Consider the following 25,716-nt stretch of genomic DNA (forward strand, 5'->3'; position numbering starts at 1 on the left):
AGCAGTCTAAATAAATACTAGATTTGTGGCAAAAGTATCATTTACAAAAAACTCAAAATGCCCGATAAAGGAAATTTTATAACCGAATACGGAAATAATAAAAACGGATGTAATAAAGATGCTTCCGTGCATAAAATGGATAAAGAATCGAAGCAATTTGAATTGAAGATTGATGGCGCTTTAATTAGAAAAATAAATATTAAGTCTGGTGGTTTCTATCTTCATAAAATGGATGTAGAACCAGATGAATTTTATATAATTTTAAGTAATAACACTACTATAAAAGTAGATGGCGATAATCATAAAACGCTATTACTTCCCGATAGATACCTGATTATTTGCGAAAAGAATAAAACCAGCTATCGTTTCTTTATCAACTATGTTGATGATAATGAGGCTATTTATTTCTTGCGGCTAAACAAAACCAGATACAAACTATTTACTGATTTAATTGCTTTCAATGCAGAGCTTTATGCAGATTTAAACATTACAGATATACTGTTTAATATGTTTAATTGCAATTATAAAGAAGAATTAAAAGCAAATTATCTGGAAGCCAAAACAATGGAATTATTGTGTTCATTGGAATATCAGATAAAAAATCTGGAAACAAATTCTGACACAGTTGAGGTCCCAGAACAGATGAATCAGGCTATACATTTGGCTCGTGAAATAATGATTGAGGATTTAAAAACTCCGATTTCTCTTATAAGTTTGGCTAGAAAAATTGGCACCAATGAAAATTATCTGAAAAAGTATTTTAAAATTGTTTTCGGACAAACAGTTTTCAGTTTTTTAAACGAGTACAAGATGAAAACCGCTAAAAGAATGCTGCTTAAAGATAAAATGCAGATTAGCCAGGTTGCTGCAGACTTAGGTTATAAAAACTCATCAAATTTTAGTGCTAACTTTTTTAAATATTATGGTTTTTTACCTAAAAAGTTAAAATCAGCAAAACTTTACCTGCTTTTATTTATCGAAGAACTAATTGTGGTATTTCAAAATATAATTGCTGTTTAATATGCTTTCAAACAATATAAATATTCATTTTTAAAATATTAATATTCCAAAAATTACTTGCTTAAAACCAATCAAATTCTCGAAAATATAAGTTCTTTAAAAAAGTATCGTTATAGCTTTAATCAATTAGTAAGTATTTTACTTGAATACAAAATTAATTCCTAAAACAAATTTTAAAACATGAACATTACTAAAAATCTTTTATTTACTGCACTTATCGGAATGGCAACTTTAACAATGTATTCTTGCAAAGCAAAAAAAATGATTGCTAAGCCAGATCCAGCGCCTGTTGCTAAACCTACCCCTCCTGTTGAAGAAAAAAAGCCTACTCCTGAACCTGTAAAAGAAGCTGAAACGCCTAAACCAGCAGACAAACCAAATTTTAATTTAGATAATATTCAGTTTGAATTTAATTCTGCAGTATTAAAAACTTCATCTTTCTCTATTTTAGATAAAGCAGTTGCAGAAATGAAAAAATCACCTGATACGAAATTTGTTTTAAATGGTCACTCATCAGCCGAAGGTACACCCGATCATAATATGTCTTTATCTATAGATAGAGCAAATTCTGTAAAGTCTTATTTGGTTAATGCTGGATTAAATGCATCGAACTTTAAAATTGTTGGCCATGGCGAAAAAGAGCCTGTAAGTTCTAATAATAGTGAAGAAGGTAGGATGTTGAACAGAAGAACTGAAATTAAGATAGATAATTAAATCCTTGATAAAAAAAACGGGCTTGAATTTGAATTCAAGCCCGTTTTTTTTAATCTATTTATAGCGGTAATATTTTATTAAACTTTGATATAGTAGACACTGGTCCATCTGCGGGATAAGTAATGTGGTTAATTGTAAGAATAGATAGATAAGTTATTAAAAACTTACCATTTTCGTATAACTTAGTGTTAACTGTTGTTTTTAGCATTGAACCATTCGCTTGCCTTTCGGTCTGCTCTGTAATCGAAACTTTTAAACTATCACCTTCAATTGTGTACTTCCCGCTTAAAGTTGTTAATACACCTTCTTTATCGGAAGCCTTAAGCGAAAAACCTCCTCCTGGTTCAAAAACAACAAGTCGGGCGAAGCCACCAGTTAATCCACTTTCTTGCCAAGCGCCAGTAAGAACATCATTTTTACCGTCAGGTTCGGTTCTATCTTTTTTGCACGAAATCATAACTACAGAAAGCAAAAACAGCAATCCATAGGTTTTTAGTAATTTGTTTATCATCGTTTAAAGGTTTCTATGTAAAACGTATGAATTTTACAAAACGCTACAATTAACCAAAGTCTTCGTTTTCTGAGCCAGTTTCTAAGCGCTTAAGTTCTGCATCCATATCTAGCATAGCCATTTCTTGCTTTGCAATAAGTTCTCGGCAAGCAGCAAGTTGGCTCCGTAATTCAAAAATTTCTTTTTGAAGTTCAATCATGCTTTTGCCAGTTTCTTCTTGCGCTTTTTTAAGCTCAAGTCTGGCCATAAATCCGCCTTCGTTTAAAAAAATCTCTAAGCCCGATTGTTTGCCTATGAGTGCAGGAAGTGGGTGTCCGTGAACTTCACCGATTAGTATAATTAAGTTTAATTGATTTAATAACTGGAGGTATTCTGAAGCTAAAATGGCATTTCCACGAAAAATACTCAATACTCTTTCTGTTTTAATATATTCTTCGTGTTTAAATTCTTGAAGAATTCTATCAAGCAATTCGCACTTAGCCGAAGTTAAATTAATTGGAAACCTATCCATTACAGATTATTTTGGGATGATTAAAACTCAGAGATGTAAACCGATTTACATGAATAAATATATAAAATATTTACTAATGGCATAAAGTTTTTGACTTTAAGTCCTTACTCCAAAAAACTCTAATTTTAAATCAACACGCAAATAGCAAAAATTTAAAATTTTTGGCTTTAATCCTCATAAAACTATAATATAAAATAGTTACTGCCTTTCGTAAGTAACCTCAACACCATCAGCAGCTATAACCCCTATAAAAATAGTTAGTTTATTGCCCGATAAATTGGTATAATATTTTTCTGCAGAGGTACTAAAAGTTATAGCAGAATTAGCTTGGTTGTTATTAATATCCTTACGCTCTGTCGACATTACAAATGTACCCGATTGGATAAGTTTCCCTTGGCTATATCGTTCAAAGTTCTGATTATTAAAAACATAAATATCGCCATTTCCTTTTTTGTAATTAGGATCTGCACCAGCAATCATGCCGCCAGCTACATGGCGCAACTCCCAGGTTCCATTTATACCTTTTTCTAAAGATTTCTTTTTACACGCTGAAAAAATAAAAAGTATAGATAATACCAGTGTTAATTTTAGAATGTTTTTCATGGTTAGTTTTTCTTCATTAAACGTGTATCAATATAAAAACGCTACAAAAATTAAGGTTCAGCATTTAATTTTTTTACTAACCAGGGTAAACTTAATCCTTGCCCAATTAATGTAAAAAGTACAACAACAACGGATATAAAAATAATAACATTACGTTCAGGAAATGGTGTTCCATCACTAAGTTTTTCGGGCAAACCGATGGCAATTGCTAAAGAAACAATGCCTCTCATCCCCGACCAGCTAATAATTAAGCTATTTTTAAAATCGAGCAAAGCAAATTCTGTAATCCTTCCTTTTCCTTTATCAAAAGCCCTTTGTAAATTCGATTTTTGCCAAAAAACCCTAACCATTCTTAATGCCAACGTAATTATTGTAATGATAAAAGCATAACCTATATATTGCCATACCATAACCTTACTAATACTTTTAATTACATACGGAAACTGCAAACCAATTAAGATAAAAATTAATCCGTTTAATAGAAAAATCACGATATCCCAAATAGATTTAGATTGTTCTTTTAATTTTTGGGGAAACATTTTAACACTAAATCGTGCAATTCCTAAACCTAAAACCACAACTGCAATCACACCCGAAACATGAACGTGCTCGGCAATTAAGTAAGTTAAAAATGGTGTTAGTAACAAAAAACTAAGAATTACAAGTTGGTTTCGATCTACTTTTCTAATAATCCAACCCAATATTTTACTCATCAACATGCCAACCAAAATACCACCTGCCATTAAAATCAAAAATTCTAAACCAGCACGCCAAAATACAAATGCCGAACCAGTAACCGCAGCAACAGCAAATCGATAAGCAACCAAAGCCGAAGCATCGTTAATTAAACTTTCTCCTTCTAAAATAGTATTGGTTTTATGCGAAAGCCCTAATCCCTTGGTAATACTCATAGCTGCAACAGCATCGGTTGCCGAAAGTATGGCACCTAAAACAAAAGAAAGCGGCCAGGTCATGTTTGGTATTAAATAATGTGCTACCACAGCAATACCCACCGCCGTTAAAAAAACTAACGAAATAGAAAGTGTGCCAATTGTATTAATATTGGTTTTAAACTCTTTAAATGATATGTTAAAAGCTGCATCGTAAAGTAGTGGCGGTAAGAAAATTAAAAATATAATTTCTGGATTTAATGAAACTGGTGGAATTGATGGAATAAAACCTATTGAAATACCCGCAATAATTAGCAAAACAGGATACGGAAGTTTAATCTGATCGGCAATTGCCGAAAGACCAATCATTATTGTAAGAATTAAAATAACTACACTATAATTTTCCATAAGTTATACTTTGCGAAGCCCTATACCAATCCGTTTTGAAAAGTAAATATACAAACTCATCATTACAAGCTGTTTCTAGCAAAAACGCCACCGAATGAATTGCAATCATCTATTATCTTTAAATTGTTACAGCATTTCGATGGATGAGTATAAAACAATTCTCAATATTCGATACATTAGCTATCTTAATTATTCTTGCATGAAAAAACTTTTTACGATCGCACTTTTTACTGGTTTTGCCTTTTCAGCTAAGGCACAAACTATTGTTAATCGCCACACCGATATAGATAAGATGGTTAAATCTGTTAATGCAGATTCCTTAAAATCTTATATAACAAAAATGGTTTCTTTTGGAACAAGAAGTACTATAAGTGATATAAAAAGTAAAACAAAAGGTATTGGCGCAGCAAGAAATTGGGTGGTTAGTAAATTTGATCAATTTGCAAAGCAAAGCGATGGCAGACTAACTGCTTTTTTAGATACAACAACAATTAAGCCCGATGGTAAACGTGTTGATCAAACAATTTTATTGGGCAATGCAGTCGCCATTTTAAAAGGAAATGATGTTAACGATAAACGCGTTTTCGTTGTAAGTGGGCACTTGGATAGCCGTGTAACCGATGTAATGAATCGCGTAAGTGATGCACCTGGTGCAAACGACGATGGTAGCGGTGTTGCTGGCGTTATTGAAGCAGCAAGAATAATGAGCAAGTATAAATTCTCTGCAACCGTAATTTTTGTAGCCGTTAGCGGCGAAGAACAATCTTTATTAGGTTCTGGGTTTATGGCTGCTAAAGCAAAAAAAGAAGCATGGAACATTGAAGCCATGCTAAACAATGATATGATTGGAAGCAACAATGCAAGTGAAACTCAAATTATAGATAACACAAAACTTCGCGTTTTTAGCGAGGGTTTACCTGCTTTCGAATTAGATAAAAACGCAAAAAATATTCGACAATTTGGCTTAGAAAATGATGGAAAAAGCAGACAATTGGCTCGTTATGTAAAAGAGATCGGCGAACGCTATGTTGATCAGCTTGAGGTTAAATTAATTTATCGCAACGATAGATTTCTTCGTGGTGGCGACCATACACCTTTCGTGGAAAATGGTTTTACAGCAGTTAGAATCACCGAAATGAACGAGAACTTCGAACATCAGCATCAAGATTTAAGAACCGAAAAAGGTGTAAAGTACGGGGATTTGATTGAGTTCATGGATTTTGAATATCTACGAAAAAACACAGCTGTAAACATCGCAGTTTTAGCTAATTTGGCTAAGGCACCATCAATGCCGACAGAAGTTAAAGTTGACGTTAAAAACCTGAGCAACTCTACTTTTCTGTACTGGAAAGCACCTGTAGATGGCACCACAAAAGGGTATTACATTTTAATGCGTGAAACTAGTAGCCCTGTTTGGCAGAAAAAATTTTTTACTACAGCAACTGAATTACGTTTACCTTACAGCAAAGACAATTATTTATTCGCGGTTCAAAGTATTGGAAACGAAGACAATGAAAGTTTACCAGTTGTACCAACAGTTGGCAGATAGAAAAACATTTAGGTTTTATGCTTGTTTAAACTGAAATTAGTGACATGAAATTTAAACCAGTAGCTTTAATTATTAATATTGCTATAACGCTTGGAGTTGGAGCTTTAGGTGGTTGGGCAACAGCAAAATCAGTTCAAACCTGGTACCCAACCCTAAATAAGCCATCATTTAATCCACCAAATTGGCTATTTGCACCAGTTTGGACAAGCCTTTACGTTTTAATCGGAATTGCAGCCTATTTGGTGTGGATTAGGAGAAATAAAATTGTACACTTTCCAAGAACCGTTGCGATTTACTTTATTCAATTAATATTAAATCTGGCCTGGTCTTTTATATTTTTCTATCTCCACGAAGTTGGGTTTGCTCTCGCAGAAATTATTCTACTGTTACTAGTTATAGTTGTTAATGCCTCCATGTTCTATAAAATTAATAAATGGGCAGGTTTAATTTTCATCCCATACTTCTTATGGGTAAGTTTTGCATCATTTTTAACTTATAACATCTTCATACTAAACTAATTTCTAAAAGAAAATCTTATTTTTAGAGGGTGGTAACTTTTAAAAGATTTTTGCTGATGCTTTTCGTTTTGTGCTGTACCCAGTTACAGGCGCAGAAAATTGGACTTGTTTTTAGTGGCGGTGGTGCCAAAGGTCTCGCTCACATTGGCACTTTAAAAGCCTTAGAAGAAAATCACATTCCCATCGATTACATTACAGGCACCTCAATGGGTGGCATTGTTGGTGCAATGTACGCCGCTGGTTACTCTCCTTCTCAAATAGAAAAAATTGCCCTTAGCGATGAATTTCAAAACTGGGTTAATGGCAGATATACCAGCGATTACACTTATTTCTTCGAAAAAAATGCGCCAAATGCATCCATGCTTGCGGCAAAAGTCGCTATTGATACAGGATTTCATTTGAGTTTTCGTTCTAATTTAATAAATGACATTCCTTTAAATTTTGCCTTTCTCGAACTTTTCTCTCAGGCATCAGCCGTTTCAAAAGATAATTTCGATAATTTGTTTGTCCCTTATCGTTGTATGGTTGCTGATGTGTTATCGCAAAAAAGTATTACAGTAAACAGAGGCAGTTTAGCCGAAGCGGTAAGAGCAACCATGACCGTTCCAATAATTTATCGCCCGATAAAATTAGATGGCAAATATGTTTTCGACGGGGGTTTATACAATAACTTCCCTGCCGATGTTATGCAAAAAGAATTTAACCCAGATTTTATTATTGGAGCGAATGTTTCATCAAAAACATATAACGAATACCCAAAAAACAACGATGACAGGTTAATGAATCGCTTTTTGGTTTTTATGTTCTTATCAAAATCCGATTCGACAATGGTTGGTAAAAACGGCATTTATATCCAACCCGATTTAACAGGTTACAGCGTTACAAATTTCTCGCCAGCAAAAGAACTTATAAAAAAAGGCTATGATGCTACAATGGCCGAAATGGAAAAAATAAAAAACGCTATTAGCCGAAGAGTTACTGATGAAGATTTAGAAAAAAGAAGAGCCAGGTTTAATGACCAAAAACGCGATTTCGTGTTTAATAACATAACTGTTTCGGGTGTAAATGAACAACAAAAAAGATACGTCGAACGTCTTTTTAAAAGTGATAAGAAAACATTCAATCTGCAAGACATAAAACGTGGCTATTATAAGCTCGTGGCCGATCAAACCTTCGAAACCATATATCCTAAAATTGCTTATCAACCTACAACCGATAGTTATACATTTGAAGTAGTTGCGCAACCTAAAAAAAGTTTTAAACTTGATATAGGCGGAAATATCTCGTCGAGGCCAATTAGTAATGTTTTTTTAGGCGCACAATACAATTATCTAAATCGTAAGGCATATACATTTGGTACAAGTTTTTATTCAGGTCGTTTTTACGAATCGGTTCAGGTTAGTGGCCGAGTAGATTACCCAACAAAACTACCATTATTTGTTGGGGCAGAATTAACTTACAATCACTGGAATTTTTATAATACAAGCCAAATTTTTATAGAAAACCCGCATCCAATTTATATCGAACAATCTGATAGAAAAATAGATTTGATGATGGGTGTTCCCTTAAACTATAATACTAAAATTGTATTGCACTCTTCATTTATCAATAATCAAGATGAGTATAGCCCGAACAGTACTTTTGCAGTGGGCGATTTATTAGACCAAACCATCTTTAATGGATTTAAAGCTTCATTAAACCTGGAAAAAAATTCTTTAAACAGAAAACAATACGCCACCCGAGGACAAAGCTTTTTGTTGAGTTTTAATTTTACTACAGGTCGTGAAAACTATAATCCGGGCAATATTTTCCGAAACGTTGTACCAGCCAATACATTTTTACCATCGAACCATTTAAGGCAATGGATTGGTGTAAAACTATCACAGGAAAACTATTTTCTACATTTAAAGAAATATACTCTAGGCTACATTGTTGAAGGCGTAATCTCTAATCAGCCATTATTTAACAACTACTATTCTACCCTATTGGTAGCACCAGCGTTTTATCCTTTACAAGATAGTCGGTCGTTATTTTTGGATAAATTTAGAGCATCTACCTACGCTGCAGGCGGAATTAAAAATATTTTCAGTGTTAGAAAAAATTTAGATCTTAGATTAGAAGGTTACTTATTTTTACCCCACAAAGAATACGAATTAAACAATTTACAGGATGTAGCTTATGCAAAAGCCATTACAAAAATCCGCTATGCAGCTACTGCAGGCTTGGTTTATCAAACGCCAGTTGGCCCTGTTAGTTTAAGTTATAATTTATATAACGACGCGATTAAAAGAAATGGTGTATTATTGCATATCGGTTATTTAATTTACAATAAACGTTCTATAGAATGAAACTAGGCTTTATCTTATTTTTCCTTTGCTTAATCAGCTTTTTCGGTTTTGCACAAACTTCAGAAATTAATAACTTTCTTGTTAAAGAAAACTTATTGAAAAACAATAAACTAGCCATTATTGCAGCCGATTCATTAGATAATCCAAACGAAAACATAAACGGAATTTACACCTTTAGTGTTAGTGGTTTTACCCAAAGCCTTAAATTTAATGATGGGATTGCGGTACTTCCATTACCCATCGAGCGCTCTACTTTTATTTACTTAAAACACCAAAACGATTCGGGTACACACAGCAAACTGGTATATGTTTATAAAAAAGAAAACGACTTAAGTCCGCACGCTATTAATAGTTTATGGCTTTTCATAATCCCTGTACTACTGGTAATTATTGCCTTTGCATTTAGAAAACTAATCATTTTTGCAGTTATTATTTTTCTGGTGTTCGTATATTTTAACCACAGCAGCGGCCTAAACCTGGCTACTTTTTTCGAGAGTATATTTGATGGACTTAAAAATCTATTCTAATTTAGAAAAACCGCTTTAATATTACTAATTTTTTTAGTAAATTTGAGTATGGAAAATCTATTTTTAGTTTGTTTAATTCCATCTTTATCAATAATAGAAGATGTAGATGTTATTAGAAATGAAATTTCTGATAAATACAAAGTTTACGAATCGTTAAAGCGCCCTGTTCATATTACGCTTTATAATCCAGTAAAGATTTCATCCTTAGAAATGGAAAAAAGTTTTTTTAAAGCTTTGGAAAGTGCGTCTTTTTCTGAAAGTTTTTCGCAGGTTTTAAAAGGTTTCGGTTCCTTTGCTCCTCACACCATATTTATTGATGTTGATCGAAACGCACACATTATGCAATTGCAAGCTCAAATAAAATCGGCGCTTAAGCCTTTAGCTTTGATAAATCAAAAAGACAGCTTTAAATTTAATCCTCATCTTACCATTGCTTTTAAAGATGTGAAACCTGAAACTTACCCTTCAATTATGGATGAGTATAAAGACAAGAATTTTAAGCGTGAGTTTTTTGTCGACAGATTTTGGGTTTACAAACACATAGATAAAAGATGGCAGCCTTATAAAGAGTTTTTATTTAAAAACCCAAAAGACGAACCTAAACCATTAAGCCTTTTCGATTAAATTAAAACGGCATTCCAATACCGAAATTATATTGTAAAAAGCGGTAAGTATCTGGCGCATGCGTTGCGTTAAAGTTGTTTCTAAAATCTCGTCCGCCCGATAAAAATTTACTAACTACCCATTGGTCTGACCCTGAAAACTGTGGATCTTTAAGTTTTAATCCAACATCAAATCTGAATACAAAATACTGTACGTCATATCTTAAGCCTAAACCCGCCCCAATAGCAAGTTGCTGTACAACTTTGTTTAATTTCAACATGCCTTCCTCACCATTATCAGCATTTAAATTCCAGATATTTCCTGCATCAACAAAAGCTGCACCCTTTAAAACACCACCAAAAAACTTTCTTAAAACCATGTAACGATATTCGAAGTTGGTTTCGATACGCAAATCTCCTAATTGATCTAAACCAAAAACAGCTCTTCTCAAAGTATCATTGCCTAAAGTTTCTCTGTTGTAATTTCCTGGGCCTAAAGTTCTGGCTTGCCAGGCTCTTATTCCGCTCGATCCGCCAGCAAAGAACCTTTTCTCAAAGTTCATAAAAACCGAATTTCCGTATGCGTAACCTAAACCAGCATTCATACGTGCAATAAATTGCCTGTCGCCACCCAAATGTTTGTACCAGCGTATATCGACCTCTGGGCGAACATATTGATTGTAAGGTAAGCCCAATATTTTACCATAATCCCTAACAAGCGAATCGCCATCGATAAAATTATTAGGATTATGTTTAGCACCAGTTAAATTCGATATGGCTTGAAGCATATTGCCCGCAATATCAATTCCAGCCCTTAAATAAACAAAACTCCTTAATTGATTAAGTTTGTTGGCATTTAAGGTATAAGTATACTTCATACCTAATGTTAAATCTTTTCGAGCTAATAAGGTGGAGTAGTAAAGGTTATTTAGAACTGTATTTTGATCTACACTTGGATCTAAACTCCCAAATCTGTATTCGAAATTTAAGGGCGTAAAAGAGTGCAACTTTGATTTCGTTTCTACCCAATCGTAGGTAACTGAATTAATAAATATATTCCTTACCGAAACATCTTTCTGTAAAGCATAAATATAACTCGAAGAGAAAGTAGTATGCGGCATGCCATTACCGCCTAACTCTGGTTTGTAAAATGGAATAATTAAACGAGGTACCGATATGCTTGCGCTCACCGAAAAATCTTTTTGATAAATATCGCGAAATGGCGAAGTTCCGTTTCCAATTCTTGATTGCAAACCACCTTTTACCTGCAACTCAAATCTTTCTGCACCACGAAATAAATTATTATTGGTATAGGTATTACTTAAGTTGAAGCCCACCGTACCACCGTTAAAAGGAATTTCTCCTTCTACCCGATTACTCATCACCTTTTGTGGTGTTAACAGAATTATCGGACTTATTTTATTTGAAGTACTATCTCTTCTGAAATATTCAATTTTAACATTTTTAAATACATTTAACTCGTATAGCCTGTCAAACGTTAAACTTTCATTTCTAATATCGTATAATTCGCCCTGCTTTAAAAAATCGTAACGGGTTATAGGGTTTCTTCTATATCTTTTTGATAAATCTGTAAACGAAATTCCGCGAGTTGTATCTCGGCTTACATAGTTTCTTAACGAATCTGGAAATCCATCAGGACTTGGGGCAATAACCATGTAAGTTGTACCAATGTTATATTGTTTGTGATCGCCTGCTGGCGGATTGGTAATATTCAATTTCAAATCTACCTTTTTTACATCTCTGGTTTCTATAACATCGAAATTTACATAAGGTCTTAAAAAATAAAAATATCCATTTTCTTTCATTACCCTGTTTACTTGCTCACGTTCGTAAGCTAACGAATCTGCGTCGTACTGCATACCTTCGTGTAAGTGCGTAAAGGTTGGCTTGGTAGAATTGTATATGCTTTTAACACTTTTAGTTGCAATAGAGTCGCTTAACTTTCCAATAAACGATGGAGGACCTGGTTGAGCCTTAAAATTAACCTCTGCTTTTTTATCTTTTACTTTTATATCGGCAGTAACTTTGGCTTGAAAATAACCTTTTCCTTTTAAAAATTTTTCTATTTGATTTCTGGAAATCTCAACCAAAGCACTATCCAAAATTGCTGGTGGCGAACCAAAAGGTTTTATATCAGTTGTTTTGTAACGTCCATCTTTAGTATTAAATAAATTATACAATGGTACGTTTATGCCAAAGGCAGATGATGGCCTGATATCTTTCTGAACGTAGTTATAAGCCTGCTCTTCAAATTTCTTATCAACACTATCAATAGTAACCTTTTTAACTATCGATTGATAATCTGGAATGTATTTAGTTGATGAACAAGCCTGCATTAAAACAATAATTAATAGTAATATTGCAGGGCTTTTCAGTTTAGAATATTTAAAGGATTTGTATGCTTTCAAAATCTCAGATTAGTTTTATTAAATCGTTACATCAAAAAAAATACCGTAAAGAAACTGGGTTATTCCTTGTTGAAGGTATAAAATCTATTAAAGAATTTATACAAGCTCCATACCAGATTCATTCCATATTTTACGTTGGCGAACAGTATAACTTGTTACCCAAATTACCCGCAAATATAAACTTATTTGAAGTAAACAACGCTGAATTAAGTAAGATTAGTACTTTACAAACACCACAAGGTTTTTTAGCTGTCATCCACATTCCTGAAACGAATACAATTCATTTAAAAAACTTAAAAAATCAATTTACATTGATTTTGGATGGCGTGCAAGACCCTGGTAATATGGGCACAATTATACGCACTGCCGATTGGTTTGGTTTTAAAAACATAATCTGCTCAGAAGATTGTGTAGAGGCTTATAATCCAAAAACTGTGCAGGCAACAATGGGTTCGCTGGCCAGGGTAAATATTTATTACGAGAACTTATTTACGCTGTTAACAGATAACGAAATCCCTGTATTTGGAGCATTACTCGATGGAAATTCTATCTACAAAACCAATTGGGGCAACGAAGGATTAATTATTTTAGGAAACGAAGGAAAAGGTATTACTAAAGAAGTTATAGCCAAAATTAATCAGCCTGTTACTATACCAAGATTTGGCGAAGCAGAATCGCTAAATGTAGCGGTAAGTGCCGCAATTTTTTGTTCGGAAATAGCACGGACAAAAAATTAATATGATTAATTGTGAATTTATATTTGCGAGCTAACTAATAATTGCTATTTTTGCAACCTTGAATTTCAAGGTCGAGTGGCCGAGTGGCTAGGCAGAGGTCTGCAAAACCTTCTACAGCGGTTCGAATCCGCTCTCGACCTCCATTTGTACAAATAAAAATAATAAAAGGTTATTACCATGGCAGTTACCAGATTAAAAAGAAAAGACAGAAGAAATAAAAACTTTGCACAACAAGATGTAGATTTTTTAAAGAGAGCTACTAACATCGAGTTAGGAAGCCGCTCTGCACAACCTAAAAACGATCAATTAGCAAAAAACAATGCTGTTTTAGCTGGTTTGGCAAAATAGTTTTTAGAATCTTCTAAAAAAATTAAAAGCATCCTTCTGATCAAAGGATGCTTTTTTTTTGTGCTCGTATTTTTTCTTATTAGAAATCGAGCGGACTTTGCACTTTCCTTTTAGCTACATCGGTAATATGTGTATAAATTTGTGTAGTATTTAAATTATTGTGCCCAAGTAGTTGTTGTATATACCTAATATCTGTTCCGTTTTCTAATAAATGTGTAGCGAAACTATGTCGTAATATATGTGGCGAAACATCTTTAATAACTTTTGCTTTCGCTGCAGCATCTTTTAATATAACTTGCACACTTCGAGGAGAATATTGATACCCAGATTGCCCCTCAAACAAATAAACTTTTGGGCGATACAATTTAAAATAAGCCCCTAGTAACGGCAAAACGGCTTGCGGAAGCATTACCTGCCTATCTTTTTTTCCTTTTGCCTGATTAATATTGATTACGCCATTATTGGAATCAATGTTATTTATTTGCAGGTTTATTACTTCGCTTAATCTTAAACCGCAACCGTACAGTAAACTCAAAATTGCTTTGTGCTTTAAATTTTCTACTACTGCAAGAATTTTCTTAACCTCTTCCCTATTGAGGTATTTAGGCAACTTTTGTTCCGTTCTTTTAGGAAAAAGGTAATCGATTTTTAGCGTTTGATCGAAAACCATTTTATAGAATAGCTTTAAACTCCCTATTAAATGCTTTTGATACGCAGCCGAAATATTCTTCTCTCTAATGATTTGATATAGATATTTTTCGATAATTTGTTCATCTACATTTTCTATACCCGTGCTGCTATTTTCTTTAAAAAAGCTAGCAAGAGCAGCTGTGTAAGATTTTATTGTTGATTCACCATACCTGGCGATCTGCATTTTTTGTTTAAAAATTTCTGAATATTTCATATTTGCCTGAAAAGGTGTAACATTCGTAAATCCAAAAAACATAATCGTAAACAACAGGGCTTAATCATTTGAAGATAAACAAAATAGGAATAAAAGAGAGACAAGAAAAATTTTTATTTGCGAAAGTTAATTGAATTTGGCTTTGCGAAATGCGTAAGTTTAGATGTTAGGCGTCAGCAAAGAACGTGCACTTTCATAAAGTGAGAAGACGATAAAAAAAACACAAATTATGTGGATACATTTTAGAAAAAACAGCAGTAACTCATATGGCGGTGGTTTAAATGAACCCTTCGGTTATTTTGGAAGAATTATTTTGGATAAATTTCAAACTGAAAATATAGAATTTCCATACGGAGAAATTGAAATCTGTTTGGCTTTCTCATCATCAAAAGAAAAAAATCAAGTGCGTAAAGAATGGTTTGCAAAACTACCACATTACTACCGTGGCAAAACAATGGTTCGGGTTACTCTTCCAATGGCTGAAAAAGAAAAAAACCTGACAGATGTGCTGGAAGTTATTGATAAGGCTTTTGAAATTATCATTTCGAAAAAGAAGAAAGATGACGAATATGACCCGCAGAAACTAAAAGCAACTCTATCTCAACTGGGTAAGGAACTGCAAGAGACAGATTTATGGAAATTAAATGATAAATATGAAAATCTTTTAAGACAGGAAGCTATAGAAAAGCGTCTTCAAGAGAGGGCAATTCGAGAACAATCAGATAAAGAAAAGAAGAAGTTGGTTTATGACTTACGATTTATGTACTATCTTCCTAACGTAGATAAATTTTATTTTTCTCCTTATGATAATCGTTTTCGTGAAAGAATATTAGAAAAACTTCGAGAAAAGAAATTTCGACTTCCCAATTATACTCACTTATATATTATGATTTCTGACACCTTTGAAAATTCTTTGTATCACGCAATTAGAGCCGAGAACTGGTTTGTTTATGGAATTGCGGTCTTAGAAAATTTTGCAGATTATCCAGCAAAACAAGAAATTGAAAAGCAAAGAATTGTTTTCGACTTGATAAAGCAAGGTTTAAACGACATAGCCAAAATTGACAAATTAGATGCCAAAATTCTCAAAGAAGCATTGGACGAAGTGGAACAAAAAATCTTTAATCGAAAACAGGGAAAAACAGAATTGCCGAACGCCTAACAAGGGTTTTGCAATAGTGGGGCGAAACTGCAAAGTTCAACAGTAGTTCTTCGATTGAACTATTGTGCAAAATCGAAGATTTGCGCTTCAACTGCCCCACCCGAACGCCAAGACCCGAAACGTTGGCTGATAGGTGTCCGAACCGCGCAACCAAAACAAATCTGAACAATAAAGAAACAACGAAATGTCCAACGCACAAAATATCATAGCTGAAATCGACACTTTTTTAGATAAGTCAATGTTGAAGAAATCTAAAATAACAAAACAGGAATTAATCAACTTTATAGAACAAAAATGGCAAGAAGCAGATAAAGAAAAGTGCAACATTCATCAAGGAAGTATATTTATTGGAAGAATGATAAATGAATATATCAACATAAATGATTTTGAAAATATGATGAGATGGATTGTGGAGATGGATGCACATTCACTTTCAAAAAAACATCCAGCCTATATAAATAATTATTACAACGGAGAATGTTGTTTAGAATGTGGAAATGAGGAAAAAGCTCTCGAATTTTTTAAATTATGTTATGCCGAAAACAAAGATTACATTTTTACAAGAGCTCCATTTTGTTATCAATTTTTCAATAAACATCTTGAAAATCAAAAAGAGCTGACTAATAAAAAAGATAGTGATGAAGAAGGTTTTGACATCATTTTTGAATTAAAATATTGGCAGGATTTCTTCAAGGAAAATGAAAAATTGTATTATAATTTGCTTGATGAAGATGGCGAAATTGTCGGAAAGCCAACCACAGAGCAACAAAACGGTTTAGAGTATTTACAAAAAAATCAAGAGATAATTTTAAGAAACTTACTCAATGAACTCTTGAAAAAATATCCTGACCTACAGAACATCTACAACTATTCGGAAGAAAACAAACAAGATTTTATGCCTGATTTAAAAGGTGTTCAGGATTTTGCAGACTTGTTAACACCGATTAATTTTTATGTTACATCTGTAATTAAAGAAGGCTATCCGTACATAGGTTTTGGCTTTTCTTGTTCGTGGGACAGCGAACACGGTTTGGGAGTAATGACACACAAAGACAGAATTATAGAAATAGCAGGTGCAGACATAGCATTTGACACGTGGACAGCAGAGAAAGATTTAAAATAAAGGCAGAACTAAATCCACACATCAGCTTGTCAATATGGAGAGCGAAACTGCAAAATTCAACGGCAGTTCTTGGATTGAACCCTAGTAATAACATCAACATTTGCACTTTGATTTCCCGCCCGAAAGCAAAGCCCTGAAACGTTGGCGACAAGCATAAACCTAAACTACACTGACAAATGACACGAATAGCATTCATTCTAATTTTTCTACTTTCAAAATCTGCATTTTGTCAGAAAACATTTGTCGTTGACAATTTTTCAAAAGATTATTTCGGTAAATTATATATTGCAGACACAACAGAAGTTTTTAGCAAAGGTTGGATTGCAGTCTTCGACAAGAAAACTAAGAAACAACTTATTAAAATCATTTCGGACGAATTAACCTTTACCCTTCATAAAGGAAAAGTTCTTGCCAACGTAAAAGAAATGCCTTACGGTGAACAAAGTTCAATTTTATACGAAGATTTTAATTTTGACGGGATAAAAGACTTTGCAATTATGGACGGTCAAAATAGTTGTTACCACGGACCATCTTTTCAAATTTATTTGGCTACAAAAAATGGATTTGAACAAAATCCTGAATTTACTGAACTTGCACAAGATTATTGCGGGATGTTTGACATTGACTACAAAACAAAAACAATTCGCACAATGACAAAAAGCGGCTGCTGTTGGCACCAGTATTCAAATTATAAAGTAAAAAATAACAGCCCATATCCAATAAAAATAGTTAAAGAAGGATTTAGTCCTACAGGAATTACCTGGGATATGGAAGAACAGAATTTGATTAAAGGGAAAATGGTATTATCTAAATATCAAATTTTTGCAGTACAGGAAAATAAAGACAAAATTTTGCTTTCTTTTGGATTTGAAAATAAGAAAAAAATGCACGTTTTTAAAACAGAATCTATTGTGTATTATGCTTTTACTGACGCCAACGACAGAATAGAATTACTTTACAACGATACATTCAAATATTCAAATGGTGAAAACACTTTGTCATTTACAAATCGTAACACAGAGTACATCATTTATGAAGACAAAATAATAGCAAAAACACCTACCAACAAATACGAACTGAAAGCTGTTAACAGCACAAAATTTGGAACATTGACAAAGTTGAAAAACTTAAAAATTGAAAACGTAATAAATTGAAAATGCTAACCGCTAGCAGGGGTTTGCCAAAATCGAGGGCTGAACAGCCTCGATTGAACATTTGTGCACGGTTCAACAATAGTAATTATATTGAAGCTTTGTGCTTTTATTGCCCGCCCAAACCTAAAGCCTCGAAACCTTAGCTGTAATTTTAAAAAACAATGAAAAAAATTGACACGCTTGAAAAAGTAACATTTGAAGAAATAGCGGAGACATTTAATTCTGCTTTTTCTGATTACCTTTTGCCAATTACATTTAGCAGGAAACAGCTTGAAACTAAATTTTTGAGTGAAGGTGGAAGATTAGATTTATCTGTCGGTGTTTTTGACAACAGCAATCTGATAGCATTTATCTTACATTTTATCAATAGTTCAGACGGAAAAATAATAAACTATAATGGCGGAACAGGAGTAATTCCAAGTTTTAGAGGAAATAATCTGACTTCGAAAATGTATGACTACATATTACCTAAATTAAAAGAAAACAAAGTAGAAGAAATGATTTTGGAAGTATTGACAGAGAACATACCTGCAATAAAAACATACCAAAAACAAGGATTCAATATTATCAGAGAGCTTAATTGTTTCAAAGGAAAATTGAAATTCAAAGCATCAAAAAACATTGACGAAGATTACAAAATCATTAGGCTAAAAGATTTGAATTGGAATTTGCTCCAAACATTTTGGGATTATACACCAACTTGGCAAAATTCGATTACAACGATTAATAACTTGCAAGACCAAAACATTTGTTTCGGAATAACCAAAAATGATAAAATACTTGGCTATATCATTTTTAATACAAAAATCAAAAGAATACATCAATTAGCGATTGATAAAAAATTCAGAAAGATTGGCTTAGGAAGTCTATTGCTGAATTCAGTTTTTGAAATCGAATCGGAAGAAATTTCTTTTATCAATATTGACTCAAGATTTGATGGGTTTGGCAATTTTCTCGAAGGCAGAGGAATGAAAAATTACACAAATCAATATGAAATGAAACGTAAAATATAAAAACTGCAATCAACAAAGATTTTGCAATAGTGGAGCAGAACTGCAAAGTTTAATTTTAGTTCTTTCATTCGATTTTTTTTTTGCAAAATTGAAGAGTATTTAATTTATATAAAAGATTAAAATTAAGCCAACATACAATGATAGACAACATTAAGATATTAGATACTCAAGTCCTTTCTGACAATTGGTATGTACTTCGAAAAATAACTTACGAATACATCAAAAAAGACGGAAAGAAACTGATTCAAAGTAGAGAAGCTTACGATAGAGGCAATGGTGCAACAATTTTACTCTACAACCTGGAACAAAAATCAGTAATCCTTACCAGGCAATTTCGTCTTCCAACATTTGTAAACGGAAATGAAACAGGGATGTTAATTGAAGCCTGCGCAGGTTTACTAGACAAAGACAATGCTGAAGATTGTATCAGAAGAGAAACCGAAGAAGAAACGGGTTACAAAATAACCGATGTTCGTAAAATATTTGAAGCCTATATGTCGCCAGGTTCAGTGACAGAAATTTTATACTTCTTTATTGCCGAATATGCAAAAGAAATGAAGGTTAATGAGGGCGGCGGACTTGAGCACGAAGAAGAAAATATAGAGGTTTTAGAAATTAATATTTCGGAAGCAATGAAAATGGTAGAAAGCGGCGAAATTAAAGATGGAAAAACAATAATGCTTCTTCAATACATAAAGCTTAACAACATATTGTAACACAAAGAATTATTTAAAATTAAGACGAAATGAAAAACAAAATAGGTTTCAATCCCATTTTTGCATTACTTGCGCTTCCATTAGGACTAGCATTGTTTCGAGAATTTGACTTTCAGAATTTCGAATTTAAAAAACCTGCTTTAGGTATTCTTTATCTTCTTACGTTCATTACTTGTATTATTTTAATGTTAAAAAAAAATAAAACAGTAAGCTGAAAAGCAAAAAATACCATTAATAAAGGTTTGCGAAATAAATATTTTGAATATTATAATTTGTAAATTATGAATTTTACCGAAACACTTTCAACATTACAATCGCTTGGCGACGAAAAAGTACGCAAGCAACATATAAAAAATGGTGCGCGTGAAAATCTTTATGGGGTTAAAATGGGTGATATCAGGTTACTGGCTAAGAAGATTAAAACAGATCATAATTTAGCTCTTGAACTCTGGAAAACAGACAACATTGACGCAAGAATGTTGGCGATTTTGATTCTTAACCCGAAGGAATTAACTGCAGCAGAAATTGAGGAAATGGTATCGTCAGAGCAATTTGCATGGGCCGCAGATTGGTTTTACAATTATATCGTGAAAGAATATCCTGCTAAGGAAGAATTTAGAGAAAAATGGATGAATTCGAACGATATAATGCTGGCCCGCGCTGGCTGGAGTTTAACTGCAGGGAGAATTACTAGAAATCATGAAGGAATGAATATCGCTGCTATTCTGGATAAAATTGAAAAAGAAATGCCTAAAGCAGCCAAAGAAACGCAATGGACAATGAATACCACACTTGCCCAAATTGGTATTAACCACCCAGAATACAGGGAAAGAGCATTAGCTATTGGAGAGAAACTCGGAGTTTTTCGCGATTACCCTGTATCAAAAGGCTGCACCTCACCCTTCGCTCCTATTTGGATTAACGAAATGGTGAGCAGACAAAAATAATTCAACAATAAGGCAGGTACCGAAATTTTATCAGGGAAAATTCAAGGATAAAAAGGAATGCAAACTAAGAAAGCTGGAGCATTAATCTTCCGCTTTTTTATTTAACCAATGATTTACAGATCGATTTAATTAAGCCTGGTCCTTCGTAAATAAAACCAGTATATAATTGAACTAAGCAAGCGCCAGCATCTAATTTATCTTGTGCATCTTTTGCCGAATGAATCCCACCAACCCCAATAATTGGAAAGGCTTTATTTGATTGCTCTGAAAGGTACTTAATTACTTCTGTAGAGCGCTCTTTAACAGGTTTACCGCTTAAGCCACCCATTTCTCCAGCTAAAACTTTTTCTGTAGCCAGGTTGTCTCGGCTAATAGTGGTATTGGTTGCAATAATCCCAGCAATTTTAGTCTCTGCTACAATTTCAATAATATCATCTAGCTGTGCATTGGTTAAATCTGGTGCAATTTTCAATAAAATCGGGCGAGAAATATCGTTTTTACGATTACGCTGTTGCAGCGTATTCAAAATATTTTTAAGTGGCTCTTTTTCTTGTAATTCGCGTAAGCCAGGTGTATTCGGAGAACTTACATTAACTACGAAATAATCTACAACATCAAAAAGCCTGTCGAAGCATTTAATGTAATCGCTTACCGCATCTTCGTTTGGCGTGGCTTTATTTTTTCCAATATTTCCACCAACAACTATATCAGGATGTTTATCCTTAAGCAGACGTAAACGTTCTGCCATCACATCAACACCTTTATTATTGAAGCCCATGCGGTTAATCAAAGCTTCATCACTTGGCAAGCGAAACATTCGAGGCTTGTCATTTCCAGGCTGTGGCATTGGTGTTACCGTTCCTACTTCAATAAAACCGAATCCTAAATTACTTAGTGCCTCTACATATTCGCCGTTTTTATCAAAACCAGCGGCTAATCCGACAGGATTTCTGAATTTGATTCCAAAAACCTCCTTTTCTAGACCTTTAATATGTATATCAAAACTGCTGCGGATAATGGTTTTTCCTAATGGAAATTTATCATTAAACCATTTTAACCGCTTAACTACGAAATAATGTACGTTTTCGGGATCAAATTTGAAGAAAATTGGTTTAATAAGGCGATACATGATGCGAAGATAAATAAAATATGGAAAATAATGGAAAATGTAAGATGGAGGAGAAATAATTGAAAATAGGAAAACCTATCGCCTGGTTTATGCCCAATTATATCTCTTATATCTTACATTTCCATCCTACATCACAAATCTTCGATCTTTCATCAAACTAGTACGCTGCAGTAAATTGCTCTTGATGATGTGCATTGTTTTCCAATTCATCAGCCAAAACAATTGACAGATCTTCTACCGATAAAATTGAACGGCCTTCTTCATTAAAAACTGGAGAAGTTTTACCTAAACGGTATTTACCAGTGCGACCAATTGTAATGCCTGGATGCATTTCGATTGCAGGACTGAAAAACAACCAGTCCAATTCTTTTTCTTCTTTCAGCGTATTAAAATAATCTCTTACAGCCGATGCACCAGGATAAATTTCTTTTGGAAATTGCGGACCATCGACCAATTGATTTCCATCAATTTGCAAAGTTCCTGCACCACCAATAAAAATATAACGTTTAACACCAGATGCTTTAACCGCTTTCTGGATGGCTTCTGCACCAGCAACGGTATCATCGTAAAGGTTCGGGTTAGTCCATCCTGCATTAAAGGCACTGATAACAGAATCTGCACCTTTCAAAGCTTCTGCTAATTTTTCTGTGTCCAATACATCAACAGCAACTTTGGTTACTTTTGCATCCGAGTTTTCAATTTTATCAATATTACGGGCAATTGCAATTACATCATTACCACGGCTTACTAATTCGTTTAAAAGGGCTTTACCTACAAATCCTGAGGCGCCTATTAATGCTACTTTCATGTTATTTAATTTTTAATGAGTGAATTTTGAATAATTAAATGCTTATTGTAATATATTTTATTACAGTTTTAAGCAAAAAAAACTTATTTAAACTTCGTTGCAAAATCCGCCAATGTCTGTTTTGATAAATTTTCTATCAAAGCTTTTTCAGCATCGCTATAAAGTGTATTTAAATGTTGATTAATTTGTTTACCAATCGGGCATTTTGGGTTGGGTTCGTTTTTACTTTGGCCTAAAATACTGCTGTTATTAATGGCTTTATAAACTTCTCCTAAATTAATATCTGACGCATTTTTAGCTAAAAAGGAACCGCCACCTTTCCCCTCTTTACTATCAACAAATCCATATTTTCTTAAATTCATAATTTCTTTACGAACCAAAACTGGATTAATATTAATGCTCCCAGCCAAGTATTCCGAACTCACAAGCGTACCTTTTGCATCATCGAGCAAGGTTAGTATGTGTAGCGAAATAGAAAATCGGCTGTTATTCATTCTGTAATAATTTAAATTACAGTACAAATGTATGTAAAAAATCAATACATCAAAAAGATGTTAAATTTTTATTTCAAATTAATCTAAAGCAGGAAAGAGAATTGGGAAATAAATTTACGCTATGAAATAATAAGTATAGATTTTTTGTAAATTGGTTATAAAGCTGCCGATACATTTAAACACAACAAACAGCACTTTCATACCCATCTTTAAAACAGCCTAAATCAAACAAAATTAAATTTTATTAAAAATAATTTCGATTTCCTATTGACAAATTAAATTTTGTTATTACATTTGGCTCATTCAAAAGAAAAAATGAAACAATTCAACACATATTACTTTGGTTACTTTTACTATTTTAGTAAGAGCCGGGGCTAATATGCAAAAAGATATATAACAATATTAAAATGTATAAAAAAGTCCCGGCAAACAGCCGGGACTTTTTTTGTTTACGCAAAAATGGAAACGACAAAACGAGTAGCAATTCAAGGTATTAAAGCATCTTTTCATGAAGAAGCAGCCTACAAATTCTTTGGTAAAAACATCGAAACTGTAGAATGTAATTCATTTAAAGAAACATGTGATAAGCTAGAGAAAAACGATGCAGATTTCGTAGTAATGGCCATCGAAAATTCTATTGCTGGCAGCTTATTACCAAACTACACATTAATCAGAGATTACGGCTTCTCGGTAGTTGGCGAAGTTTATTTACCAATTCAATTACACTTAATGGCGTTGCCAGGCGTAAAATTTGAGGATATTAAAGTTGTAACCTCTCATCCTATTGCAATCCGTCAGTGTATCGATTTCTTTTACGATTACCCACACATCAAAATTGTAGAAAGCAACGATACTGCTGCTTGCGCAAAACGCATTCAGGAAGAAAAACTAACGGATACAATGGCTATTGCAAATAGTTTAGCCGCAGAACTTTACGAATTAAACATTTTAGAGCGTCGCGTAGAATCAAATAAAAAAAACTACACTCGTTTCCTTATCCTTAAAAAGGATAAAACCGATGAGGGTAATAAAATAAATAAGGCATCAATCTGTTTTCAGGTTGGGCACAAAGCAGGTTCGCTGGCAACTGTATTAAACATCTTCGCAGAGCAAGAAGTAAGCTTAACAAAAATACAATCTATGCCAGTGTTAGGTAAGCGAAACGAATATTATTTTTATGTCGATCTAGAATGGCCAAGTACCGAAAAATACGACAAAGCTGTTAGAAAAGCATTAAAGTACACTTCGAACTTTAACATCCTCGGAGAATATCAAAAGAACGATAAAGTATAAGTGAATTACGAATTAGGAAAAACAAAGCAATACAAAAATTAAACAATCGAATTATAAAATATTACAAGCCATAAATCATGAAACTTAATTTAAACATCCAACCTTTAAACACTTGGTTAAACGTTAACAACGAGCCATTAATTATCTCTGGACCATGCAGTGCAGAAACTGAGGAACAATTATTAACTACAGCACACTTATTAGCTGCAACAGGCAAAGTATCAGTTTTAAGAGCTGGTATTTGGAAACCACGTACTCGTCCGGGAGAATTCGAAGGTATCGGAAGTATTGGTTTAGAATGGTTAAAACGTGCTAAAGCAGAAACTGGTTTACCAACAGCTGTTGAAGTTGCAAATGCAAAACATGTTGAAGAAGCATTAGCTGCAGGTGTTGATATCCTTTGGATTGGCGCACGCTCTACAGTAAACCCATTCACAGTTCAGGAAATTGCTGATGCTTTAAGAGGTCACGATGTTCCAGTATTAATAAAAAACCCGGTTAACCCTGATTTACAATTATGGATTGGTGCAATCGAGCGTATTAACGGTGCTGGAATTACTAAAATTGGTGCGATTCACCGTGGTTTCTCATCATTCGAAAAAAGCTCTTTCCGTAACGAACCAATGTGGGAAATGGCTATTCAATTGAAAACTTTATGCCCTGAATTGCCAATTATTAACGATCCAAGTCATATTTGTGGTAACCGTGAATTAATTCCTTACATCTCGCAAAAAGCTTTGGATTTAGATATGCAAGGTTTAATGATTGAATCTCACGTAGATCCATCAGTTGCTTGGACAGATGCTAAACAACAAGTTACACCTGCAGCTTTGGCAGAATTGGTAGATCGTTTAACGGTTCGTGAACCAGAAGCTCCAAATGAAGCTTTTGCTGATAAATTAGCTGATTTACGTAAAAACATCGATAAAATTGATGACATTTTATTACAAAAATTAGCGGAACGTATGGCTATTGTAGAAAAAATCGGCGAATTCAAACGCGATAATCAAGTTACAATTTTACAAGTTAACCGTTGGGATGCAATCATTAAAAAAGGTCACGCTTTTGCAAAAGCTTTAAAGTTAGACTTAAATTTTACTGAAAAATTCTTAGAATTGATGCACGGCGAATCTATCCGTAAACAAACGGAGATTATGAATGCTGGTAAAGCTGCAGAAGGAATTGCTGCTGAACAACATACTGAAGTTAAAGCTTAGTAGAGCGAAAAGCTTAGAGCAGAAAGACTTAAGCGAAAGCA

At 33.6% G+C, this 25,716-nt stretch carries 26 protein-coding genes and 1 tRNA gene; 18 read left to right on the forward strand and 9 right to left on the reverse strand.

Annotation, left to right across the window (positions count from 1 at the left end):
• The first annotated feature begins 57 nt into the window (after positions 1-57).
• Entirely contained in the window at positions 58-1,020 is a 963-nt protein-coding gene (locus tag ACZZZI_RS20295) for a helix-turn-helix domain-containing protein (protein ID WP_463491035.1), read from the forward strand.
• A gap of 180 nt (positions 1,021-1,200) precedes the next feature.
• Positions 1,201-1,734, forward strand: coding sequence for an OmpA family protein (locus ACZZZI_RS20300; RefSeq protein WP_463491037.1), 534 nt, complete (start codon positions 1,201-1,203; stop codon positions 1,732-1,734).
• 58 nt (positions 1,735-1,792) lie between these two features.
• Here ACZZZI_RS20300 and ACZZZI_RS20305 read toward each other — a convergent pair whose 3' ends face one another.
• The 4 genes from ACZZZI_RS20305 to ACZZZI_RS20320 all read right to left on the reverse strand — a co-directional run bounded on the left by ACZZZI_RS20305 (position 1,793) and on the right by ACZZZI_RS20320 (position 4,657).
• On the reverse strand, positions 1,793-2,245 hold the full coding sequence (locus tag ACZZZI_RS20305) for a hypothetical protein (protein ID WP_463491039.1): 453 nt from the start codon (positions 2,243-2,245) through the stop codon (positions 1,793-1,795).
• 49 nt (positions 2,246-2,294) lie between these two features.
• Complete coding sequence (locus tag ACZZZI_RS20310) at positions 2,295-2,756, reverse strand: hypothetical protein (protein WP_316757922.1); 462 nt, start codon at positions 2,754-2,756, stop codon at positions 2,295-2,297.
• Positions 2,757-2,954: 198 nt separating this feature from the next.
• Positions 2,955-3,359, reverse strand: coding sequence for a hypothetical protein (locus ACZZZI_RS20315; RefSeq protein WP_316757920.1), 405 nt, complete (start codon positions 3,357-3,359; stop codon positions 2,955-2,957).
• A gap of 50 nt (positions 3,360-3,409) precedes the next feature.
• On the reverse strand, positions 3,410-4,657 hold the full coding sequence (locus ACZZZI_RS20320) for a Na+/H+ antiporter (RefSeq protein ID WP_344768772.1): 1,248 nt from the start codon (positions 4,655-4,657) through the stop codon (positions 3,410-3,412).
• Between the two features lie 199 nt (positions 4,658-4,856).
• Between ACZZZI_RS20320 and ACZZZI_RS20325 the strand changes: the two genes are divergently transcribed.
• Genes ACZZZI_RS20325 through ACZZZI_RS20345 form a run of 5 tightly spaced genes read left to right on the forward strand, consistent with a single transcriptional unit; the run spans position 4,857 to position 10,223 of the window.
• Positions 4,857-6,206, forward strand: a complete 1,350-nt coding sequence (locus tag ACZZZI_RS20325; RefSeq protein ID WP_463491042.1) for a M20/M25/M40 family metallo-hydrolase — start codon at positions 4,857-4,859, stop codon at positions 6,204-6,206.
• Between the two features lie 44 nt (positions 6,207-6,250).
• Entirely contained in the window at positions 6,251-6,724 is a 474-nt protein-coding gene (locus ACZZZI_RS20330; protein WP_463491044.1) for a TspO/MBR family protein, read from the forward strand.
• 56 nt (positions 6,725-6,780) lie between these two features.
• Complete coding sequence (locus ACZZZI_RS20335; RefSeq protein WP_463491046.1) at positions 6,781-9,072, forward strand: patatin-like phospholipase family protein; 2,292 nt, start codon at positions 6,781-6,783, stop codon at positions 9,070-9,072.
• Positions 9,069-9,599 carry a hypothetical protein gene (locus tag ACZZZI_RS20340; RefSeq protein WP_344768765.1) on the forward strand — a complete coding sequence of 177 codons (531 nt, stop codon included), beginning with the start codon at positions 9,069-9,071 and terminating at the stop codon, positions 9,597-9,599. Before ACZZZI_RS20335 ends, ACZZZI_RS20340 begins: the two co-directional genes overlap by 4 nt.
• Before the next feature lie 48 nt (positions 9,600-9,647).
• Entirely contained in the window at positions 9,648-10,223 is a 576-nt protein-coding gene (locus tag ACZZZI_RS20345) for a 2'-5' RNA ligase family protein (protein ID WP_463491048.1), read from the forward strand.
• Between the two features lies 1 nt (position 10,224).
• On the opposite strand, the gene tamL is transcribed toward ACZZZI_RS20345, so the two are convergent.
• Entirely contained in the window at positions 10,225-12,630 is a 2,406-nt protein-coding gene (gene tamL, locus ACZZZI_RS20350; RefSeq protein WP_463491050.1) for a translocation and assembly module lipoprotein TamL, read from the reverse strand.
• Here tamL and ACZZZI_RS20355 point away from each other — a divergent pair.
• From ACZZZI_RS20355 to ACZZZI_RS20365, 3 genes are all read left to right on the forward strand, one after another.
• Positions 12,621-13,367 (forward strand): TrmH family RNA methyltransferase, encoded by a 747-nt coding sequence (locus tag ACZZZI_RS20355; protein ID WP_463491052.1) that lies wholly within the window; start codon positions 12,621-12,623, stop codon positions 13,365-13,367. The genes tamL and ACZZZI_RS20355 overlap by 10 nt on opposite strands.
• 69 nt (positions 13,368-13,436) lie before the next feature.
• Positions 13,437-13,510: transfer RNA gene (locus ACZZZI_RS20360), tRNA-Cys, on the forward strand.
• A 34-nt stretch (positions 13,511-13,544) separates the two neighbouring features.
• Positions 13,545-13,715, forward strand: coding sequence for a spore protein (locus ACZZZI_RS20365; RefSeq protein ID WP_123205146.1), 171 nt, complete (start codon positions 13,545-13,547; stop codon positions 13,713-13,715).
• Positions 13,716-13,794: 79 nt separating this feature from the next.
• Here the strand turns inward: ACZZZI_RS20365 and xerA are convergent, their stop codons facing one another.
• Entirely contained in the window at positions 13,795-14,619 is an 825-nt protein-coding gene (xerA, locus tag ACZZZI_RS20370; RefSeq protein WP_463491054.1) for a site-specific tyrosine recombinase/integron integrase, read from the reverse strand.
• 229 nt (positions 14,620-14,848) lie between these two features.
• Here xerA and ACZZZI_RS20375 point away from each other — a divergent pair, with 229 nt between their 5' ends.
• From ACZZZI_RS20375 to ACZZZI_RS20400, 6 genes are all read left to right on the forward strand, one after another.
• The gene (locus ACZZZI_RS20375) at positions 14,849-15,781 is read left to right on the forward strand and encodes a hypothetical protein (protein ID WP_463491056.1); all 933 of its coding nucleotides are present in this window, start codon (positions 14,849-14,851) and stop codon (positions 15,779-15,781) included.
• A gap of 184 nt (positions 15,782-15,965) precedes the next feature.
• Positions 15,966-16,904 carry a DUF6985 domain-containing protein gene (locus ACZZZI_RS20380; RefSeq protein ID WP_463491058.1) on the forward strand — a complete coding sequence of 313 codons (939 nt, stop codon included), beginning with the start codon at positions 15,966-15,968 and terminating at the stop codon, positions 16,902-16,904.
• A 176-nt stretch (positions 16,905-17,080) separates the two neighbouring features.
• Positions 17,081-18,058, forward strand: a complete 978-nt coding sequence (locus tag ACZZZI_RS20385) for an XAC2610-related protein (protein WP_463491060.1) — start codon at positions 17,081-17,083, stop codon at positions 18,056-18,058.
• A gap of 161 nt (positions 18,059-18,219) precedes the next feature.
• Positions 18,220-19,071: a GNAT family N-acetyltransferase gene (locus ACZZZI_RS20390; RefSeq protein WP_463491062.1), complete on the forward strand. Its 852-nt coding sequence runs from the start codon at positions 18,220-18,222 to the stop codon at positions 19,069-19,071.
• A 137-nt stretch (positions 19,072-19,208) separates the two neighbouring features.
• Complete coding sequence (gene nudK, locus ACZZZI_RS20395; RefSeq protein ID WP_463491064.1) at positions 19,209-19,787, forward strand: GDP-mannose pyrophosphatase NudK; 579 nt, start codon at positions 19,209-19,211, stop codon at positions 19,785-19,787.
• A 281-nt stretch (positions 19,788-20,068) separates the two neighbouring features.
• On the forward strand, positions 20,069-20,734 hold the full coding sequence (locus ACZZZI_RS20400; RefSeq protein ID WP_344768746.1) for a DNA alkylation repair protein: 666 nt from the start codon (positions 20,069-20,071) through the stop codon (positions 20,732-20,734).
• Between the two features lie 97 nt (positions 20,735-20,831).
• Here the strand turns inward: ACZZZI_RS20400 and ACZZZI_RS20405 are convergent, their stop codons facing one another.
• The 3 genes from ACZZZI_RS20405 to ACZZZI_RS20415 all read right to left on the reverse strand — a co-directional run bounded on the left by ACZZZI_RS20405 (position 20,832) and on the right by ACZZZI_RS20415 (position 23,165).
• The gene (locus ACZZZI_RS20405) at positions 20,832-21,863 is read right to left on the reverse strand and encodes a quinone-dependent dihydroorotate dehydrogenase (protein ID WP_463491066.1); all 1,032 of its coding nucleotides are present in this window, start codon (positions 21,861-21,863) and stop codon (positions 20,832-20,834) included.
• A 157-nt stretch (positions 21,864-22,020) separates the two neighbouring features.
• On the reverse strand, positions 22,021-22,671 hold the full coding sequence (locus tag ACZZZI_RS20410) for an NAD(P)-dependent oxidoreductase (RefSeq protein ID WP_463491068.1): 651 nt from the start codon (positions 22,669-22,671) through the stop codon (positions 22,021-22,023).
• Positions 22,672-22,754: 83 nt separating this feature from the next.
• Positions 22,755-23,165, reverse strand: coding sequence for an Rrf2 family transcriptional regulator (locus ACZZZI_RS20415; RefSeq protein ID WP_463491070.1), 411 nt, complete (start codon positions 23,163-23,165; stop codon positions 22,755-22,757).
• 459 nt (positions 23,166-23,624) lie between these two features.
• Here ACZZZI_RS20415 and ACZZZI_RS20420 point away from each other — a divergent pair, with 459 nt between their 5' ends.
• A complete protein-coding gene (locus tag ACZZZI_RS20420) occupies positions 23,625-24,458 on the forward strand; it encodes a prephenate dehydratase (RefSeq protein WP_316757882.1) in 834 nt (277 codons plus the stop codon).
• Positions 24,459-24,535: 77 nt separating this feature from the next.
• Positions 24,536-25,675 (forward strand): chorismate mutase, encoded by a 1,140-nt coding sequence (locus ACZZZI_RS20425; RefSeq protein ID WP_463491072.1) that lies wholly within the window; start codon positions 24,536-24,538, stop codon positions 25,673-25,675.
• Positions 25,676-25,716: the final 41 nt, after the last annotated feature.

It is taken from the genome of Pedobacter sp. AC190, from assembly GCF_979258025.1.

Coding starts and splice junctions, on each gene's coding strand:
- ACZZZI_RS20295 (WP_463491035.1), top strand. CDS start 58: ATGCCCGATAAAGGAAATTTTATAACCGAATACGGAAATAATAAAAAC.
- ACZZZI_RS20300 (WP_463491037.1), top strand. CDS start 1,201: ATGAACATTACTAAAAATCTTTTATTTACTGCACTTATCGGAATGGCA.
- ACZZZI_RS20305 (WP_463491039.1), bottom strand. CDS start 2,245: ATGATAAACAAATTACTAAAAACCTATGGATTGCTGTTTTTGCTTTCT.
- ACZZZI_RS20310 (WP_316757922.1), bottom strand. CDS start 2,756: ATGGATAGGTTTCCAATTAATTTAACTTCGGCTAAGTGCGAATTGCTT.
- ACZZZI_RS20315 (WP_316757920.1), bottom strand. CDS start 3,359: ATGAAAAACATTCTAAAATTAACACTGGTATTATCTATACTTTTTATT.
- ACZZZI_RS20320 (WP_344768772.1), bottom strand. CDS start 4,657: ATGGAAAATTATAGTGTAGTTATTTTAATTCTTACAATAATGATTGGT.
- ACZZZI_RS20325 (WP_463491042.1), top strand. CDS start 4,857: ATGAAAAAACTTTTTACGATCGCACTTTTTACTGGTTTTGCCTTTTCA.
- ACZZZI_RS20330 (WP_463491044.1), top strand. CDS start 6,251: ATGAAATTTAAACCAGTAGCTTTAATTATTAATATTGCTATAACGCTT.
- ACZZZI_RS20335 (WP_463491046.1), top strand. CDS start 6,781: ATGCTTTTCGTTTTGTGCTGTACCCAGTTACAGGCGCAGAAAATTGGA.
- ACZZZI_RS20340 (WP_344768765.1), top strand. CDS start 9,069: ATGAAACTAGGCTTTATCTTATTTTTCCTTTGCTTAATCAGCTTTTTC.
- ACZZZI_RS20345 (WP_463491048.1), top strand. CDS start 9,648: ATGGAAAATCTATTTTTAGTTTGTTTAATTCCATCTTTATCAATAATA.
- ACZZZI_RS20355 (WP_463491052.1), top strand. CDS start 12,621: ATGCTTTCAAAATCTCAGATTAGTTTTATTAAATCGTTACATCAAAAA.
- ACZZZI_RS20365 (WP_123205146.1), top strand. CDS start 13,545: ATGGCAGTTACCAGATTAAAAAGAAAAGACAGAAGAAATAAAAACTTT.
- xerA (WP_463491054.1), bottom strand. CDS start 14,619: ATGAAATATTCAGAAATTTTTAAACAAAAAATGCAGATCGCCAGGTAT.
- ACZZZI_RS20375 (WP_463491056.1), top strand. CDS start 14,849: ATGTGGATACATTTTAGAAAAAACAGCAGTAACTCATATGGCGGTGGT.
- ACZZZI_RS20380 (WP_463491058.1), top strand. CDS start 15,966: ATGTCCAACGCACAAAATATCATAGCTGAAATCGACACTTTTTTAGAT.
- ACZZZI_RS20385 (WP_463491060.1), top strand. CDS start 17,081: ATGACACGAATAGCATTCATTCTAATTTTTCTACTTTCAAAATCTGCA.
- ACZZZI_RS20390 (WP_463491062.1), top strand. CDS start 18,220: ATGAAAAAAATTGACACGCTTGAAAAAGTAACATTTGAAGAAATAGCG.
- nudK (WP_463491064.1), top strand. CDS start 19,209: ATGATAGACAACATTAAGATATTAGATACTCAAGTCCTTTCTGACAAT.
- ACZZZI_RS20400 (WP_344768746.1), top strand. CDS start 20,069: ATGAATTTTACCGAAACACTTTCAACATTACAATCGCTTGGCGACGAA.
- ACZZZI_RS20405 (WP_463491066.1), bottom strand. CDS start 21,863: ATGTATCGCCTTATTAAACCAATTTTCTTCAAATTTGATCCCGAAAAC.
- ACZZZI_RS20410 (WP_463491068.1), bottom strand. CDS start 22,671: ATGAAAGTAGCATTAATAGGCGCCTCAGGATTTGTAGGTAAAGCCCTT.
- ACZZZI_RS20415 (WP_463491070.1), bottom strand. CDS start 23,165: ATGAATAACAGCCGATTTTCTATTTCGCTACACATACTAACCTTGCTC.
- ACZZZI_RS20420 (WP_316757882.1), top strand. CDS start 23,625: ATGGAAACGACAAAACGAGTAGCAATTCAAGGTATTAAAGCATCTTTT.
- ACZZZI_RS20425 (WP_463491072.1), top strand. CDS start 24,536: ATGAAACTTAATTTAAACATCCAACCTTTAAACACTTGGTTAAACGTT.